The organism is Thioalkalivibrio sp. ALMg11 (genome assembly GCF_000377905.1).
Taxonomy (GTDB): domain Bacteria; phylum Pseudomonadota; class Gammaproteobacteria; order Ectothiorhodospirales; family Ectothiorhodospiraceae; genus Thioalkalivibrio.
On sequence record NZ_KB898874.1, the window covers coordinates 71,005 to 85,570 of the forward strand.

Sequence of the window (14,566 nt, forward strand, 5' to 3'; positions counted from 1 at the left end):
TCCAAGCACGCCGCCAGGCGGTCATCACCGCCGCACTCCGGCCCCAACCGTCATCCCGGCCACCCAACCCTCGTCATCCCGGAAACCGCGAAGCGGTTATCCGAGATCTCCGTCGTTGGAAGGTGGCACAGACGTCAGGGGGTATCCCCGGCGTGGGGAGATCCCGGCTCTCCGCTCCGCTGCGGCCGGGATGACGGGCAGTGGGCGTCCGGGATGGCCGGAAGTGGGGGCCGGGATCGTGAGAAGTCATGGACCGGGATGACAGTTGGGGTGGCGGGTAGGAGCCCTGGTCCAGACGCTCGGATGCCCCCCCAAACGTCGTCATCCCGGAAACTGCGAAGCAGTTATCCGGGATCTCCATCGTTGGAAGGTGGCACGGACGTCGGGGGGTATCCCCGGCGTGGGAGATCCCGGCTCTCCGCTCCGCTGCGGCCGGGATGACGGACAGTGGGCGGCCGGGAGCGCGAGGAGTAATGGGCCGGGATGTCATGTGGGCGGGCGGCCAGGATTCCTGGTCCAGACGTTCGGATGTTCCCCCCAATGTCGTCATCCCGGAAACCGCGTAGCGGTTATCCGGGATCTCCGTCGTTGGAGGATGGCGCAGACGTCGGGGTATCCCCGGCGTGGGAGATCCCGGCTCTCCGCTTCGCTGCGGCCGGGATGACGGGAAGTAGCCGGTCGGGATGGCGAGGAGTCATGGGCCGGGATGAAGGAAAGTGGCAGAGCGTGCACGAGAGACAAACGAGGACGAACAAGTGACTGAAGACTGTGACTGGCTGCAGGTGCCGCCGGCGCCCCTCAACGCCGAGGCGCGCAAAGCGGCCGCCGAGCGGCAGGCCCAGCTGACCAAGCCTCCGGGTTCACTCGGGCAACTGGAGGCGATTGCCGAGCGCCTGGCTGGCATGCAGGGCGTGGAAAAGCCCAGCCTGGAGAAGGTGCACATCGCGGTGTTCGCCGGCGATCACGGCGTGGTGGCCGAGGGCATCTCTCGCTTTCCGCAGGCCGTGACCGCCCAAATGGTCGCGAACTTCGCCACGGGCGGGGCGGCGATCTCCGTGCTGGCGCGGCACCTGGGCGCCTCCATCGAGGTGATCAACCTGGGCACGGTCGCCGAGCCGCCCGCCGTCAGCGGTGTGCAGCAACTGAACCTGGGCCCCGGCACCGCGAACCTCGCACGCGAGCCGGCCATGACGCCAGCGCAGCTGGAACGCGCCCTGAACGCCGGGCGCCAGTGCGCGGAACGCGCCCGGCGCAGCGGGGCCCAGCTGTTCGTCGGCGGCGAGATGGGGATCGGCAACACGACCGCCGCCGCCGCGCTCGCCTGCTCCCTGCTGGATCTGCCGCCTGTCGATCTGGCCGGCCCCGGCACGGGGCTGGACGCGAATGGGGTGCGGCACAAGGCTGAGGTAATCGAACAGGCCCTGCAAACCCACGGCGAGGTGCGGGGCGACGCGCTGGGCAGCTTGCGCTGCCTGGGCGGCTTCGAGATCGCGGGGCTGGCCGGGGCGTATATCGCGGCCGCGCAGATCGGCCTGCCGGTGCTGGTGGACGGCTTCATCAGCACCTCGGCGGCGCTGGTGGCCGAGCGCCTGTGTCCGGGCACGGCGGACTGGTTCTTCTACGCACATACCTCGGCGGAGCCGGGCCATCAGCGCCTGCTGGCGGCGCTGGAGGCCGAGCCCCTGCTTGATCTCGGCATGCGCCTGGGCGAGGGGAGCGGGGCGGCCACGGCCGTGCCCCTGCTACGCGTGGCCTGCGAGCTGCACTCCGGCATGGCCACCTTCGCCGAGGCGGGCGTCAGCGGAGAGGATGCGTGAGCGCCGGCCCCACCCGCATCGGCCTGTTGCGCCACGGCGAGACCACCGGCCAGGGGTTCTGCGGCCGGGGCAGCGATGTCCCGCTGACCGAGGCCGGTTGGGGCGCTATGCGCGCGGCGATGGGTCGAGACGCTGCCTGGGATCGCATCGTCTGCTCGCCGTTGACACGTTGTCGCGCCCCGGCACAGGTGTTTGCCGAGGAGGCGGGGGTACCCCTCGCCGTCGACGAACGCCTGGCCGAACTCGACTTCGGCGACTGGGAAGGCCGCACGGCGGCGGCGCTGATGGAGACGGATGCCGATGCACTGGGCCGTTTTTGGCAGGACCCGGTGAATCACCCACCCCCCAACGGCGAGTCGCTCCAGGCTTTTCGCGAGCGCGTTGTCGCCGGCTGGAACGACCTGGCGCCCGACGAAGGCGACCGGGTGCTCGTAATCGCCCATGGCGGCGTCATCCGCCTGCTCCGGGCCCTGCAGGAGGGCTGGCCGCTGGAGAAGCTCCTCGGCATCGACGTCCCGCTCGCCTCCCTGCATATTGTCGAACCATGGCAGCCCTATCCATGAATCTCCTGCCCTTGGTGGGCCAAGGCCCTGTGGGCGCCCTTGTGAGGGCTTTTGTGGGAGCGTGCTTGCACGCGAAGCCCCTGCCAAAGTCTGGCGCGGGCAGGGGCTTCGCGGCCAAGGCCGCTCCCACAGGAATGCCGAGAACCCTCGGTGGCCTAGCCCCCTGTGGGAGCGGCCCTGGCCGCGAATACCTCCCGCCACAATCCGGCCAGGCACCCACATGAGCGTCGTGTTGACACCCTTCTGGCTGGCCCTCCAGTTCCTCACCCGCCTGCCGACTCCCGCGCTCGACCCGCAGCCGGCCGACCTGGGGCGTTCGGTGCTGGCTTATCCGCTGGTCGGTCTGATCCTGGGCCTGGTCGTGGTACTGGTCGGTATTGCGCTGGCGGCCATACCCGGCGCGCCGACGCTACTGGTCGCGGCACTGGTGCTCGCGTTATGGGTTGGCCTGACCGGCGCGCTGCACCTGGACGGGCTGGCGGACACGGTGGATGCCTGGGTCGGCAGCCATCAGGACCCGGAACGCGCCCAGGCCATCATGAAGGACCCGACCAGTGGCCCGATGGCAGTGGCAGCGCTGATCCTGGTGCTGCTGATCAAGTTCGCAGCCGTCGTAACCGTGGTGGAGACGGGTGCCTGGATCGCGTTGCTGGTCGCCATCGTGCTGGGGCGCGCGGCGCTCACCGGGCTGTTCCTGCTGGTGCCCTATGTAAGGGAGCACGGGCTAGGCGCCGAGATGGCCGCACACCTGCCACGAAGCCCCGCCCAGATGGTGCTGGTGGCCACCGGCGTGCTGATGCTGCTACTGGCGCTGGTCACCGGCGTTTGGGGCCTGATCCTGGGCCTCGCCGTTGCGCTGGCGTTGGTATTCGCCATCGCCACCTTCCTGCGCCGCTGGCTCGGCGGTTTCACCGGCGATACCGCCGGCGCCGCCCTGGAACTGGTGGAAGTGATGGCGATTACCGTCATGGCGCTAGTGCTCGCCCTGCATTAGGGAGCTGCCGCTCAATGAGGCGAGGTGTTCCCCGTCGCCTTGTCCAGCAGCGCCAGACCTTCCTGTTCCCGACCCTGACCACGCTGGGCGCGCACCCGGAAACGGGTCTCCGCATCGTGCTCCGCAATCATCAGCGTGGCCATTTCGTCGACAAGGCGGTTCACGGTGGTCCCGCGTTCGCGGGCCAACGCCTTCAGCCGTTCGTACTTGTCGTCCGGCAAACGAATCGTCAATCGAGCCGATGTAGAGCCTCCCGCGTTCAGGGTCAGATGATGCATATCCGAAGTTAGCAAAACCTGTCATCGAATGGTCACGTAATTGCCACATACTTTGGTCATGACCGTTCCCGTGAGATTCGATCCGGCCCGCCTGACCCTGCGCGCGCTCGTGAACCCGCTAGGGGCGGTGCGCGATGCGCAAGCAATCGAGCCGGCCCCGCCGTGGTGGCAGACGTTCCTGGGCCTGGCATTGCCGGTGCTGCTGGTGAGCGTGATCGCCAGTCAGTGGCTTTACCAGGTAATTCCGACCGGCCTGCCGCCGGAGGCGATGCCGGGCGCCTGGGGTTTCGGCGTCTACAGCGTGCTGGCGATGAGCATCGGGGTGCTGGGGATGGCCTGGTCCGCGCACTACCTGACCGATCTGTTCCAGGGCTACTCGCACCCGGACCGGGCGATGCTGGCGGTTTCCGTAGGGCTGCTGCCTGCCTGGGTCGGCAAGGTGGTCGCGGCGTTCCCCTGGCCCTGGGGCAACGGCATCGCGTTGCTGCTGGTCCTTTACTCCCTCTGGCTGATCTACTGGTCCCTGCGCGAGATCATCGGCCTGCGTCGCGGTAACCGCATCGGCCTGTTCGTGGCCACGATCTTCTGCGGCGCCTTCATCACCCTGATCTTCGGCTGGCTCCTGATGGACATGATCCCCGGCGCCACGCCCGAGCACCGTATAGGGACCACCTGGCTGATCTGAGACGGCTCCGTCCGCGTTTGGTGACGTACAATCGGGGCCACGAAAAACGGGACGTGTTTTATGGCAGTGGAGCCCAAGATCGTTAGGGAGTTACGGGCGGCCAAGCCGCACAAGCGCGCGCAAATCCTCAAGCGGCAGCATCGGCGGAACGTGGCGTTTCTGGAAAAGAAGTTTCCCGAACTGGCCCAATACGTTTCCCGCGTTGGGATCGGCCGCTTTCAGGTGGAGCCGGACGCGGCGCTAATGGCGGTGACTGACAAGACGGCGGGTACGTTGCTGCATCCGCCGGGAAAGCTGGCGGAGTTTGCGAGCCAGTTGGGTGAGGTCAACCATGGCGGCTGGTGGGAATACCAACTTACCAGCACCCGGATATCGGCAACAATCGAGACGCAACATCAGCGGATCGTGCAGGACTGGGTGGACCAGCTGGAGGGGCTGGTTCCGGAAATTTCGGAGACGGGCGCGCAGACACGCTTTGCACTACCAGCGTCGGACAAGGCTCGGGTGTTCTCCCCGCTCGTGTTCTTTCTTGGCCTAAACACCGGCCTGCACATCGAGTATTACCTGACGCGGGCTCGGGTACAGGATCTGGTGCTACTGGAGCCCGATCCGGAACGATTCGCGCTGTCCTGCCTGTTCCTCGACTATGCCGCGCTGCACGAACGCCTGGGCCACCTGTACCTGTTCGTGGGCGAGGCCGATACGGACCGGGTTCTGGGGACCGTATCGGGGGCCTTCCCAGTGTCGAGCCAGGTATGGGTGCGAATGCTCCGGGGCTACGACGCTCTGGAATTCCCCTTGTTTGCCGATCGTGCACGCCTGCACTTCCGCAAAAACACCTATCTGCCGATGGATCGTCAGTTACGCGGCATGGATTCCGCCGTGCGGAATCTGCAGGATGGACGGGCGGTCTGGAGCGATGACGGCCAGGGCCTTGGCGAGGTCCCGGTGACGGTGATAGGGGCCGGGCCATCGCTGGACGATGCCATCGAATGGCTCAAGCGGTACCGCGGCCGGATGGTGATCATTTGCGCGGTATCCGCGGTTTCGGCATTGCGTGCCGCGGGTATTCGTCCGGACTTTCAGTGTGGCCTGGACTATGAATATTCGGATGCCTCGCTTGATCGAATGGCTCTGGATCCTGATGTCCCATTAATTGCCTCGATCAACGCGGCGCCGGATCTACTCATTCGCTTCAGCAAGCCGCTGCTTTTCGCCGATTCGGCGACACCGAATGTCGCATCGTTTCCTTGTTCGTGGCAGCACACTGGCCCGACCTCCGGCAACCTGGCGCTTGCAGCGGCACTGCGTTTCGGTGCGGCGGAAGTTTATCTCGTGGGGCTGGACCTGGCCTTTCCGCAGGAGGATCGCAGCCATGCTTCGGGAACTCACCACCACTTCCGAGCTTCTGGTGAAGATACTGGGGCGCCTTTGGTGAAGACCAACCATCCGGCATCCGAGCGCACTTGGGTGAGCACGCCGTATCTGAACAACGCGCGACAATCGGCAGAACGGGCAATTGTCGGCTGCGACATCCCGGTACGGAATCTCTCGCACGGGGCCCTGATCGAGGGGGCAATACCGGACTATCCGGAAAAAATCGAGCCGCCACCCGTGACCGGGGTGGCCGAACGCTTGGCTGAGATCCATGCAGCGTTCGGTAGCGATGTGCCCCCTCGGCCGTTCGCCACCTGCCCGCGCGAATTGCTCGTTCGGTTGTGCGAGCCGTTGCAGGAATTTCCGGACACGCTCGACTGGACCCGCTTCGTGGGGGCCCTGGACCGGTACTGGTGGGAGGTCTCAGGTCCCGTTGCGCGGAGGGATCCGGAAGACCGTCGCCTCGAGGTGTTTGCCAGTCTCATGGGGCACGTCCTGTTGCGCTGGTATCAACTGATGCTGCGCGCGCCGGGTGCAGCGCAGGCCGACCTGTACCGGGAGGGACGGGCGCGTCTGCTTGAACTGGCGGCTTCGCTCGAATGGCCGGAGATTGCGGAACAGTACATGCGCGAGCATTGCGACCCAGGGTCGGCAGAAGCGAAACCGGACAATCGGTGAAAAAATTCTAGTGCAGGACTAAAGGAAGCGTGCGGACGGTCGTTAAAGGCCCTGAGAGCGGACGAGTACCGCCGAAAGAGCCGCCCGAAGGGTGGCGTCAGCATAGCTCAGGAGAATGACCATGTCCCAGGTAATTAACACCAACATCTTGTCGCTGAATGCCCAGCGCAATCTGAATAACTCCCAGGGTGCCCTGCAGACGTCGCTGGAGCGGCTGTCGACGGGTTTGCGGATCAACAGTGCGAAGGATGACGCGGCGGGGCTGGCGATCTCCGAGCGCTTTACCACCCAGATTCGCGGTCTGAATCAGGCGGTTCGCAATGCGAACGACGGGATCTCTTTCTCCCAGACGGCCGAGGGTGCCCTGGGGACGATCGGCGATGCGTTGCAGCGCGCGCGCGAGCTGTCGGTGCAGGCAGCGAACGATTCGAACTCCCCGTCCGACCGTCAGGCGCTGAATGACGAGGTGCAGCAGTTGATTGCGGAAGTCGGTCGTGTGGCCAACGAGACCGAATTCAATGGTCAGCGGGTGCTGGACGGCAGTTTGGATGACCTGTTTTTCCAGGTGGGTGCGAACCAGGGCCAGATGATCGCAGTGAGTGGCGTGAACGCCCTCTCGTCCGAACTGGGGGCTGCCGAGCAGATGTCCTCGGGCTCGCTTACTCAAACGCAGATTAACGACGGCATTCAATTTGCTGCTTCTGGGGGCGATATCACCATCAACGTAGCCAGTGCCGCGACGGCGCAAATCGACGTGGATCTCTCCGGAGTCACGTCGCTCGAGGACGCGGTGCGCGAGATCAACAGCGCAATCCAGAGCGCAGGTTCCGATGACCAGGAGGTCTCCGACGCGCGCTTGACCGCGGCCCTCCGGGTGGATAATGACGGCAACACCGGGATCGTGATCAACGGCGCGTTCGACGCCGAGTTCAATGTCTCCGGCGGGACAATTGAAGACGCGGATGGTGATGACATTGGCGGTGGTGTGACCTTGTTTGCTGACGCTGCCGACAGTACGCAGGTGAACCTGACGGAAGTGGGTGTCAGCACCCGCGAAGAGGCCTTCCAGACGATTTCCACCATGGATGGGGCGCTGACGCAGATCAGTAGCCTGCGGGCCGAGCTGGGCGCGGTCCAGGTGCGGTTCGAGAACACCATCGCCAACCTGGAGATTTCGTCGGAAAACCTGTCGGCGGCGCGTTCGCGGATTCAGGACGCGGATTTTGCGGCCGAGACGGCGGAACTGACGCGGGCGCAGATCCTGCAGCAGGCGGGTACCTCGGTGCTTTCGCAGGCCAACGCCGTTCCGCAGAACGTGCTGGCCCTGCTGCAGTAAGCTCGATCACTCGGGCTTCTGTGGTTGAAGGTGGATGGCGAGGTTGCCATCCACCTCTTCTGAAGAGGACAGCGATATGAGTGATGGAATCGGCAGTATCACATCACCGCTGGTTGCAGTGAACCCGCGCGGGGGCGAGGGGGCGAAGGCGCCCGGTCCCGGCGCGGGTCTTGTTCGTGGCGAGGGACGGCCCGAGGCCGTAGTTCGTTCGGACAGTAGTTCGGAATCAACGGCTCCTGGTGCCACCGGACCGGCGATCGAGGCCATGGACATGGCCGAGGTGAATCAGGTGGTCGAGTCGATCAATTCCTACCTGCAATCCACCAAGCGGGCGCTGGAGTTCAGCGTGGACGAAAGCAGCGGCCGCACGGTGATTACGGTGATGGACGGAGAACGCGAACAGGTGATCCGTCAGATCCCGCCGGAGGCCGTGCTGGCCCTGGTGGAACAGTTCCAGACCGAGCAGGAGCTCGGCGGGACGGGGCTGGCGGACAAGGCCTGAGGGCTCTATCGAGACTGCACCTCAACGCGGTATGTTTCATTGAGCCGGATCCGGGAATGGGTCCGGCTTTTTTTTCGTTGTGGGAACGCCACCGAAGTGGGAGCTTCAAACCATATCGGCCACAGCCCCGCTGTTCACGTAATCCCGACCGCAGCGAAGCCGAGAGCCGGGATCTCCCGCTGCTGGAAGTGCGCATGCGAAAGGGGCACCAGTTACGTTGGAGATCCGTATTCCTGCTGCGCAGTTTTCGGGATGATGGTGTTCCGAAGGATTTCCGGATTGGTGTCAGGTGTTGGAGATCGCTTCGCTGCGCGTGCAAGGACGGGGTCAGCCTGGGCCGCGGAGGGTCGGGACTGAAGGGCGGTTTTGAGCGGTATTTTCTGTGGTGGACTCAAGATTTCGGCTAGTCTGTCGTAAAGGGATATAACGCACGTGCAAACGGTTCGAGACGTCGAACGCCGAGGAGCAAAGTCATCATGGCCATTAGTTCACTGGGGATCGGCTCCGGTCTGGATCTTAACCAAATCGTCAACGATCTGGTGAATGCCGAACGGGTGCCCAAAGAGACCCGTTTCAACCAGCGGGAACAGCGGCTTGAAGCGCAGATCTCTGCCTACGGGAACTTGACGAGTGCCATTGATCAGGTCAAGGGAACGCTCTCGCAGCTTTCCGAGTTCGAGTTGTCGCAGAATGCGTCGGTCTCCAATCGCGATGTGGCCCGGGTTACCGCGGATGGCACGGCCGCGAACGGGAATTTCTCGCTGGAGGTAAAACAGCTTGCGCAGGCGCAAGCCCTAGCCTCCGCCCCGGGTGACTTCGCGGATCCGGACGCCGCGGTGGGAGCTGGGCAGCTCGCAATTCAGGTGGGCGATGGCGATGCGTTCACGGTCAACGTCCAGGAAGGTGACACGCTGCGCGACGTGCGTAATGCGATCAACGACGCGGAGGGCGGCGTCACGGCCTCGATCGTGAATGACGGGGATGGTGCGCGCCTGGTGCTGACGGCGAACACGACCGGTGAGGCCAATACCATTAACGTCACTGCGACTGAGGATCCCGCGGGTAGCGGGCTTGCACGTCTGGATGGAGCCAACCTTGTGCAGACCCGGGCTGCACAGGATGCCGAGGCGGTGATCAACGGCCTGACGGTAACCAGCACGACGAATACCCTAGAGGACACGGTCGAGGGGCTGTCGATCGAGCTTCGGGGCACTTCCGACTCCCCGGTGACGGTCTCGGTCAGCGAGGATCAGGGTGCGTTGCAGCGTGCGCTCGAGGGCTTTGTCGAGGCCTACAATGGCTTGATCGGGCAGACAAGCAACCTGACGGCCTACAACGCCGAGGAGCAGCAGGCCTCGGTGCTAACCGGTGACAGCACGGTGCGCGGCATCCGGAGCCGGTTGGGGAACGCCCTGGTGGAGCCGGCGCAAATCCCGGATGTGAATGCGCGTACCCTCGCATCGCTGGGGGTGGTGTCGAACCGCGACGGTACGCTCGGTTTCGACAGTGACCGGTTCAACCAAGCTCTGGAGAACGACGGTTTCGACAACGTCACGGCGGTGGTCCGGGAGATCGGCGAGCGCATGGAGAGTGTGACCAGCAGCTTCACCGGCCCCGATGGTCTGATTGGCGTGCGCACCGAAGGCCTGCAGAACGATCTGGAGCGGCTTAGTCAACAGCGCGTGGATCTGAATGTGCGCCTGGAGCAATTGGAATCGCGGCTGGTACGCCAGTTCGGACGCATGGACAGCACCGTTGCACAGTTGCAGGGGACCAGTGATTTTCTCATGGGACAATTGGCGAACATGCCGCTGGCCCAGAACAATTCTCGTCGATAGTCGCCCCGTATTGGGCGAACAGGTAACGGAGAAGAACGTATGTACGGACCGGGCATGAATCGAGCTGTGAACCAGTACCGTCAGTCGGGCGCGCTGGCCGAGGCCCAGGTGGCGGACCCGTACCGGCTGATCCAGATGCTCTTCGAGGGCGCGCTGGAGCGGATTGCCGTGGCCAAGGGTGCGGTGCAGCAGGGTAACGTGGGCCTGAAGGGCGAAAAGATCGGCAAGGCGATCGACATCGTCGAGTCCCTGCGGGCGCTACTGGACCACGACAAGAATCCCGAACTCGCGGGGCGGCTGGATGTACTGTACGAATACATGTCTCGCCGCCTGCTGGAGGCGAACGCGAAAAACGATCCGGCGGCACTGGACGAGGTTACAGGGCTGCTGCGCCAAATCAAGGCTGGGTGGGACGAGATCCCGTCTGAACAGCGCGCCGCCCGCGCGAGCTGAAATTCCTTGATGGTCTCTCTCGCCAAGTCCAAAGGCACCCGATGATCATGAACGGCATCGATATGCGGGAGATGGCGGCCACACTGGAGGATTCGGTGGAGGCGATTCGAGCCCACATGGTGCGAGCCGTGGGGGAGGAAGACTGGGAAGAACTGCAGGAGCTGGACCGACAGGCGAAGTCCCTGGTGGAACGAGCCTTCGGGGCCGATCCGGTGCCGCTGCGTGATGACTCCGGGGCGGCCCTGCGCGCGGCCCTGGAGGACTTGGCGCGCTTCTACGAGACCTCCGTACAGGACCTGTCGCAACGACGGGCTGAGGTCGCACAGCAGATCCGCGAGCTGAAGTCCGGCCGCAAGGGCACCAACGCCTACGAGACGACCCGCCGGCATTCCATGCAGGCCGGGCCGGGCCACTCGGTCGACTGACGGGGCTTTGTAACCGGTCGGCGCTTTTCGATTCCCCCCAAAGCCCGAACACCACCCCTCCCGTCATCCCGGAAACCGCAACGCGGTTATCCGGGATCTCCGCGGCCAGGCCCACCCGACCGTTGGGCGATATCCGACGTTGCAGATCCCGGCTCTCCGCTGCGCTACGGCCGGGATGACGGGTTGGGCGGGCGCCGTGATCAGGATGGCGAACACGGGTGCGCCGCTGTTTTCCAGCCTGCCCCTGCGCGAATCGGCTAGAAGAGAACGTCGTAGAGGTCTCGCCAGGTGGGGTTTTCTGTCTCGATAAGATCGATCTTCCACGAGCGTCGCCAGCGTTTGATCTGCTTTTCGCGGCGGATGGCTTCGTCCATGGAGTCGTGTTGCTCGAACCAGACGAGGCGGTGGAGCTTGTAGCGGCGGGTAAAGCCGGGCACGAGGTCGTCGCGGTGCTGGGCGATGCGGCTGGGGAGGTTGCTGGTGACGCCGGTGTACAGGGTGCCTTCTCGCCTGTTGGTCAGGATGTAGACCGCCGGGTGCTTTTCCATGGTTCGCGTCCTTGCGAGGCCAGGTGTTGAGTTTGCCATGGGTGTGGCGGTGGTCGCTCGGTTACCGTGTTTCGGAAGCTTTTGAGTTGCCGAACGCGCAAGACATCCCTCTGACTCCTACTCGTCATCCCGGAAACTGCGGAGCGGTTATCCGGGATCTCTTCGGTGTGGCGTGCCCGAGCGTTGGGGCGTCTCCGGCGTGGGAGATCCCGGCTCTCCGCTTCGCTACGGCCGGGATGACAGTAAAGGGGGGCGCGGCCGGGATGACGGGAAGGGGTGGCGCCGTGGTCAGGACGACGAGCCTGGCGTTGGTGACAAGCGCAAAGGCGTACGTCTTAACCCCTGACGTCATCCCGGAAACCGCGGAGCGGTTATCCGGGATCTCTGCGGTGTGGTGTGCCCGTGCGTTGGGGCGGGTCGGGCGTGGGAGATCCCGGCTCTTCGCTTCGCTGCGGCCGGGATGACGGGGACGCTGGGGCCGAGGTGGCGGGGCGGTCACTGGTTGCCGCCTGGGCGACGCGTTCGGGGTTGCCGGAACGTGCGAAGGCCCGCGCGCTCAACATTGCGTCATCCCGGAAACCGCGGAGCGGTTATCCGGGATCTCTGCGGTGTGGGGTGCCCGTGCGTTGGGGCGTGTCCGGCGTGGGAGATCCCGGCTCTTCGCTTCGCTACGGCCGGGATGACAGTAAAGGGGGGCGCGGCCGGGATGACGGGAAGGGGTGGCGCTACGGCCGGGATGGCGGGCGGGTTGTGCGCGGCCGGCGCTACAGCGTGCGGCCGGGGGACGGGAAGGAGGGCGTTGCGGCCGGGATGACAGGGTCGGTAGGCGAGGGTCGGGACGACGGAGACGGGGTCAGGGATTTGGGGGTAGGCGGCGGACGGTTTGGACGCTGCTGAGGGATTGGAGGCGGTCGAAGAGGTGGCTGAGTTCGCCGAGGTCGCTGAATTCGGCTTCCAGTTCCATGCGGACGCTGCGGTCTTCGCGGTTGGTTTCGGTATTCACGCGCAGCAGGTTGATGCCGCATTCGGAGAAGGCGTTGCCGACTTCGCCCAGCAGGCCGGGGCGGTCGTGGGCATCCACCTCCAGGGTGATGGCTTCGCGTTCGGGTTCTTCGCCCCAGGAGACGGGGATCAGGCGGCCGCGCTTGTCTTCCGGCATGTGCAGGATGTTTACGCAGTCGCTGCGGTGCACGGAGACGCCGGCGCCGCGGGTGATGAAGCCGATGATCGGATCCCCGGTCTGCGGATTGCAGCACTGGGCGCGAGTGGTCAGCAGCCCGCCGACGCCCCGGATTCGGATGTCGTCCTGTTTGGCGTCGCCCTCGTGGCGGCGCGGCCGCTGGGGCGCAGGGGTGGCAGCCGGCTGTTCGCCAGTTCGGGCGTCGCGCATCTGGTGGGAGATGCGTCCGGCGATCTGGGCGGTGGTGACATCCCCCGCGCCCAGCGCAATCAGGAGTTCGTCGAAGGTCTGATACTTCATTGACTCGGCCAGCGCGCGGCGGTCGAGGTTTTGGCCGCAGCCAAGGCGCTGGCATTCGCGATCGAACAGGTGCTTGCCGGTCGCCAGATGTTCGTCCTGGTGCTGCTGACGGAACCAGGTGCGGACCTTGGAGCGGGCGCGGGCGGTATTGAGATATCCCAGCGCGGGGCTCAGCCAGTCGCGGCTGGGCCCGCCTTCGCGGGTGGTCAGGATCTCCACACGCTCGCCGGACTTCAGCTTGTAGGTGAGCGGGACGATGTGGCCGTCGACCTTGGCCCCGCGGCAGCGGTGGCCAACCTCGGTATGCACCGCGTAGGCGAAATCCAGGGGTGTGGCACCCTGGGACAGGTCCAGCACCTCGCCCTGGGGGGTGAGCACGAATACGCGCTGGTGCAGCGGCTCGCTCTGGATCTCGTCGAGCAGGTTCTGGTCGGAGTTGTCCGCGGCCTCAAGCAGTAGCCGCAGGCTGTTGATGGCGCGGTTGAGGGCCTGATCCTCGCGCCCGCCTTCCTTGTAGCGCCAATGCGCGGCGACCCCGAGTTCGGCGAAGTCGTCCATTTCGCGGGTGCGGATCTGCACCTCCACGACCTTGCCCTCGGGCCCGAGGACGGCGGTATGCAGCGACTGGTATCCGTTGTCCTTGGGGTTGGCGATGTAGTCGTCGAACTCGCTGGGCAGGTGGCGCCAGTCGTTGTGCACGATGCCGAGCACGGTGTAGCAGGTGGCCAGCTGGTCGACGATCACGCGGGTGGCACGCAGGTCGTACAGCTCGGACAGGGCCATGCGCTTGCGCTGCAACTTCTTCCAGATGCTGTAGATGTGCTTTGGCCGGCCGAACACCCGCGCCTCGATGCCGTCCGCCTGCAGGCGCGTCTTCAGTGTGCGGGCGAACTCCTCGACGTAGGCTTCTCTTTCGGTGCGGTTTTCTTCCAGGCCAACAGCGATGTCGCGGTAGGTTTCCGGTTCCAGGATGCGCAGGGCGAGGTCTTCCATCTCCCACTTGAGCTGGCCGACCCCCAGACGGTTGGCCAGCGGCGCGATGACGTCGAGGGTCTCCTGGGCGAGGACGCGGGCGCCGTCGTCGGGCTCGCGGACGACCATGCGCAGATGCTGGACGCGAAACGCCAGCTTGATCAGCACGGCACGCACGTCGTCCACCATGGCCATCAGCATGCGGCGCAGGCGTTCGGCCTGTTCCGGACGCCCGGCCGGGGCCTCGAAGCGGCGGCGGACCAGCGCGGCAACGTTGGTGGTCAGCCGGGCCACCGCGGCACCGAAGCGCTGCTCGAGGTCGGCCGGCTTGAGCAGATCCGCCAGATAAACGGGCACGAGCAGGGTTGCGATCAGGGTCTGCCGATCCACGTTGAGATGGCGCAGGATCTCCGCCACGTCCAGCGGATGCGATTCGAGACCGGCGGTATCGACGGCCTCCAGCGCCCGATCCAGTGCCTCGGCCAGCTGCAGGCCGGTGGCGTCGTCCAGGGGCTGGCTGCCCGCGAAATGGCGCAGTAACGCGTCGCGGTCGAGCCCCTGCAGATCGGTATTGGTCAGCAGCGAATGGCGCATGAAGGCAATCGTCGAAACGGAGCGAG

At 65.2% G+C, this 14,566-nt stretch carries 13 protein-coding genes; 10 read left to right on the forward strand and 3 right to left on the reverse strand.

The features are described from left to right. The first annotated feature begins 755 nt into the window (after positions 1–755). From cobT to cobS, 3 genes are all read left to right on the forward strand, one after another. Complete coding sequence (gene cobT / locus D578_RS0107865) at positions 756–1,817, forward strand: nicotinate-nucleotide--dimethylbenzimidazole phosphoribosyltransferase (protein WP_018949426.1); 1,062 nt, start codon at positions 756–758, stop codon at positions 1,815–1,817. Continuing rightward, the gene (locus D578_RS0107870) at positions 1,814–2,380 is read left to right on the forward strand and encodes a histidine phosphatase family protein (RefSeq protein WP_018949427.1); all 567 of its coding nucleotides are present in this window, start codon (positions 1,814–1,816) and stop codon (positions 2,378–2,380) included. The genes cobT and D578_RS0107870 overlap by 4 nt, the downstream gene beginning before the upstream one ends. A gap of 220 nt (positions 2,381–2,600) precedes the next feature. Beyond that, positions 2,601–3,374, forward strand: coding sequence for an adenosylcobinamide-GDP ribazoletransferase (gene cobS / locus D578_RS0107875; protein ID WP_018949428.1), 774 nt, complete (start codon positions 2,601–2,603; stop codon positions 3,372–3,374). Between the two features lie 11 nt (positions 3,375–3,385). Here cobS and D578_RS0107880 read toward each other — a convergent pair whose 3' ends face one another. Next, on the reverse strand, positions 3,386–3,595 hold the full coding sequence (locus D578_RS0107880; RefSeq protein WP_018949429.1) for a hypothetical protein: 210 nt from the start codon (positions 3,593–3,595) through the stop codon (positions 3,386–3,388). Positions 3,596–3,710: 115 nt separating this feature from the next. Between D578_RS0107880 and D578_RS0107885 the strand changes: the two genes are divergently transcribed. The 7 genes from D578_RS0107885 (at position 3,711) to D578_RS0107915 (ending at position 10,946) form a co-directional block, all read left to right on the forward strand. Continuing rightward, positions 3,711–4,337, forward strand: coding sequence for a YIP1 family protein (locus D578_RS0107885; RefSeq protein ID WP_018949430.1), 627 nt, complete (start codon positions 3,711–3,713; stop codon positions 4,335–4,337). A 60-nt stretch (positions 4,338–4,397) separates the two neighbouring features. Then, entirely contained in the window at positions 4,398–6,392 is a 1,995-nt protein-coding gene (locus tag D578_RS0107890; protein WP_018949431.1) for a 6-hydroxymethylpterin diphosphokinase MptE-like protein, read from the forward strand. A 121-nt stretch (positions 6,393–6,513) separates the two neighbouring features. Beyond that, on the forward strand, positions 6,514–7,728 hold the full coding sequence (locus tag D578_RS0107895) for a flagellin (RefSeq protein ID WP_018949432.1): 1,215 nt from the start codon (positions 6,514–6,516) through the stop codon (positions 7,726–7,728). A 76-nt stretch (positions 7,729–7,804) separates the two neighbouring features. Further along, the gene (locus D578_RS16255; protein WP_255349549.1) at positions 7,805–8,230 is read left to right on the forward strand and encodes a flagellar protein FlaG; all 426 of its coding nucleotides are present in this window, start codon (positions 7,805–7,807) and stop codon (positions 8,228–8,230) included. 476 nt (positions 8,231–8,706) lie between these two features. Beyond that, the gene (gene fliD, locus D578_RS0107905) at positions 8,707–10,068 is read left to right on the forward strand and encodes a flagellar filament capping protein FliD (RefSeq protein WP_018949434.1); all 1,362 of its coding nucleotides are present in this window, start codon (positions 8,707–8,709) and stop codon (positions 10,066–10,068) included. A gap of 39 nt (positions 10,069–10,107) precedes the next feature. Further along, positions 10,108–10,521, forward strand: coding sequence for a flagellar export chaperone FliS (gene fliS / locus D578_RS0107910; protein WP_018949435.1), 414 nt, complete (start codon positions 10,108–10,110; stop codon positions 10,519–10,521). Positions 10,522–10,562: 41 nt separating this feature from the next. Continuing rightward, positions 10,563–10,946 carry a flagellar protein FliT gene (locus tag D578_RS0107915; RefSeq protein ID WP_018949436.1) on the forward strand — a complete coding sequence of 128 codons (384 nt, stop codon included), beginning with the start codon at positions 10,563–10,565 and terminating at the stop codon, positions 10,944–10,946. Positions 10,947–11,203: 257 nt separating this feature from the next. Here D578_RS0107915 and D578_RS0107920 read toward each other — a convergent pair whose 3' ends face one another. Continuing rightward, positions 11,204–11,494, reverse strand: coding sequence for a GIY-YIG nuclease family protein (locus D578_RS0107920; RefSeq protein ID WP_018949437.1), 291 nt, complete (start codon positions 11,492–11,494; stop codon positions 11,204–11,206). A gap of 853 nt (positions 11,495–12,347) precedes the next feature. Continuing rightward, positions 12,348–14,540: a bifunctional (p)ppGpp synthetase/guanosine-3',5'-bis(diphosphate) 3'-pyrophosphohydrolase gene (locus D578_RS0107925; RefSeq protein ID WP_018949438.1), complete on the reverse strand. Its 2,193-nt coding sequence runs from the start codon at positions 14,538–14,540 to the stop codon at positions 12,348–12,350. Positions 14,541–14,566 lie beyond the last annotated feature (26 nt).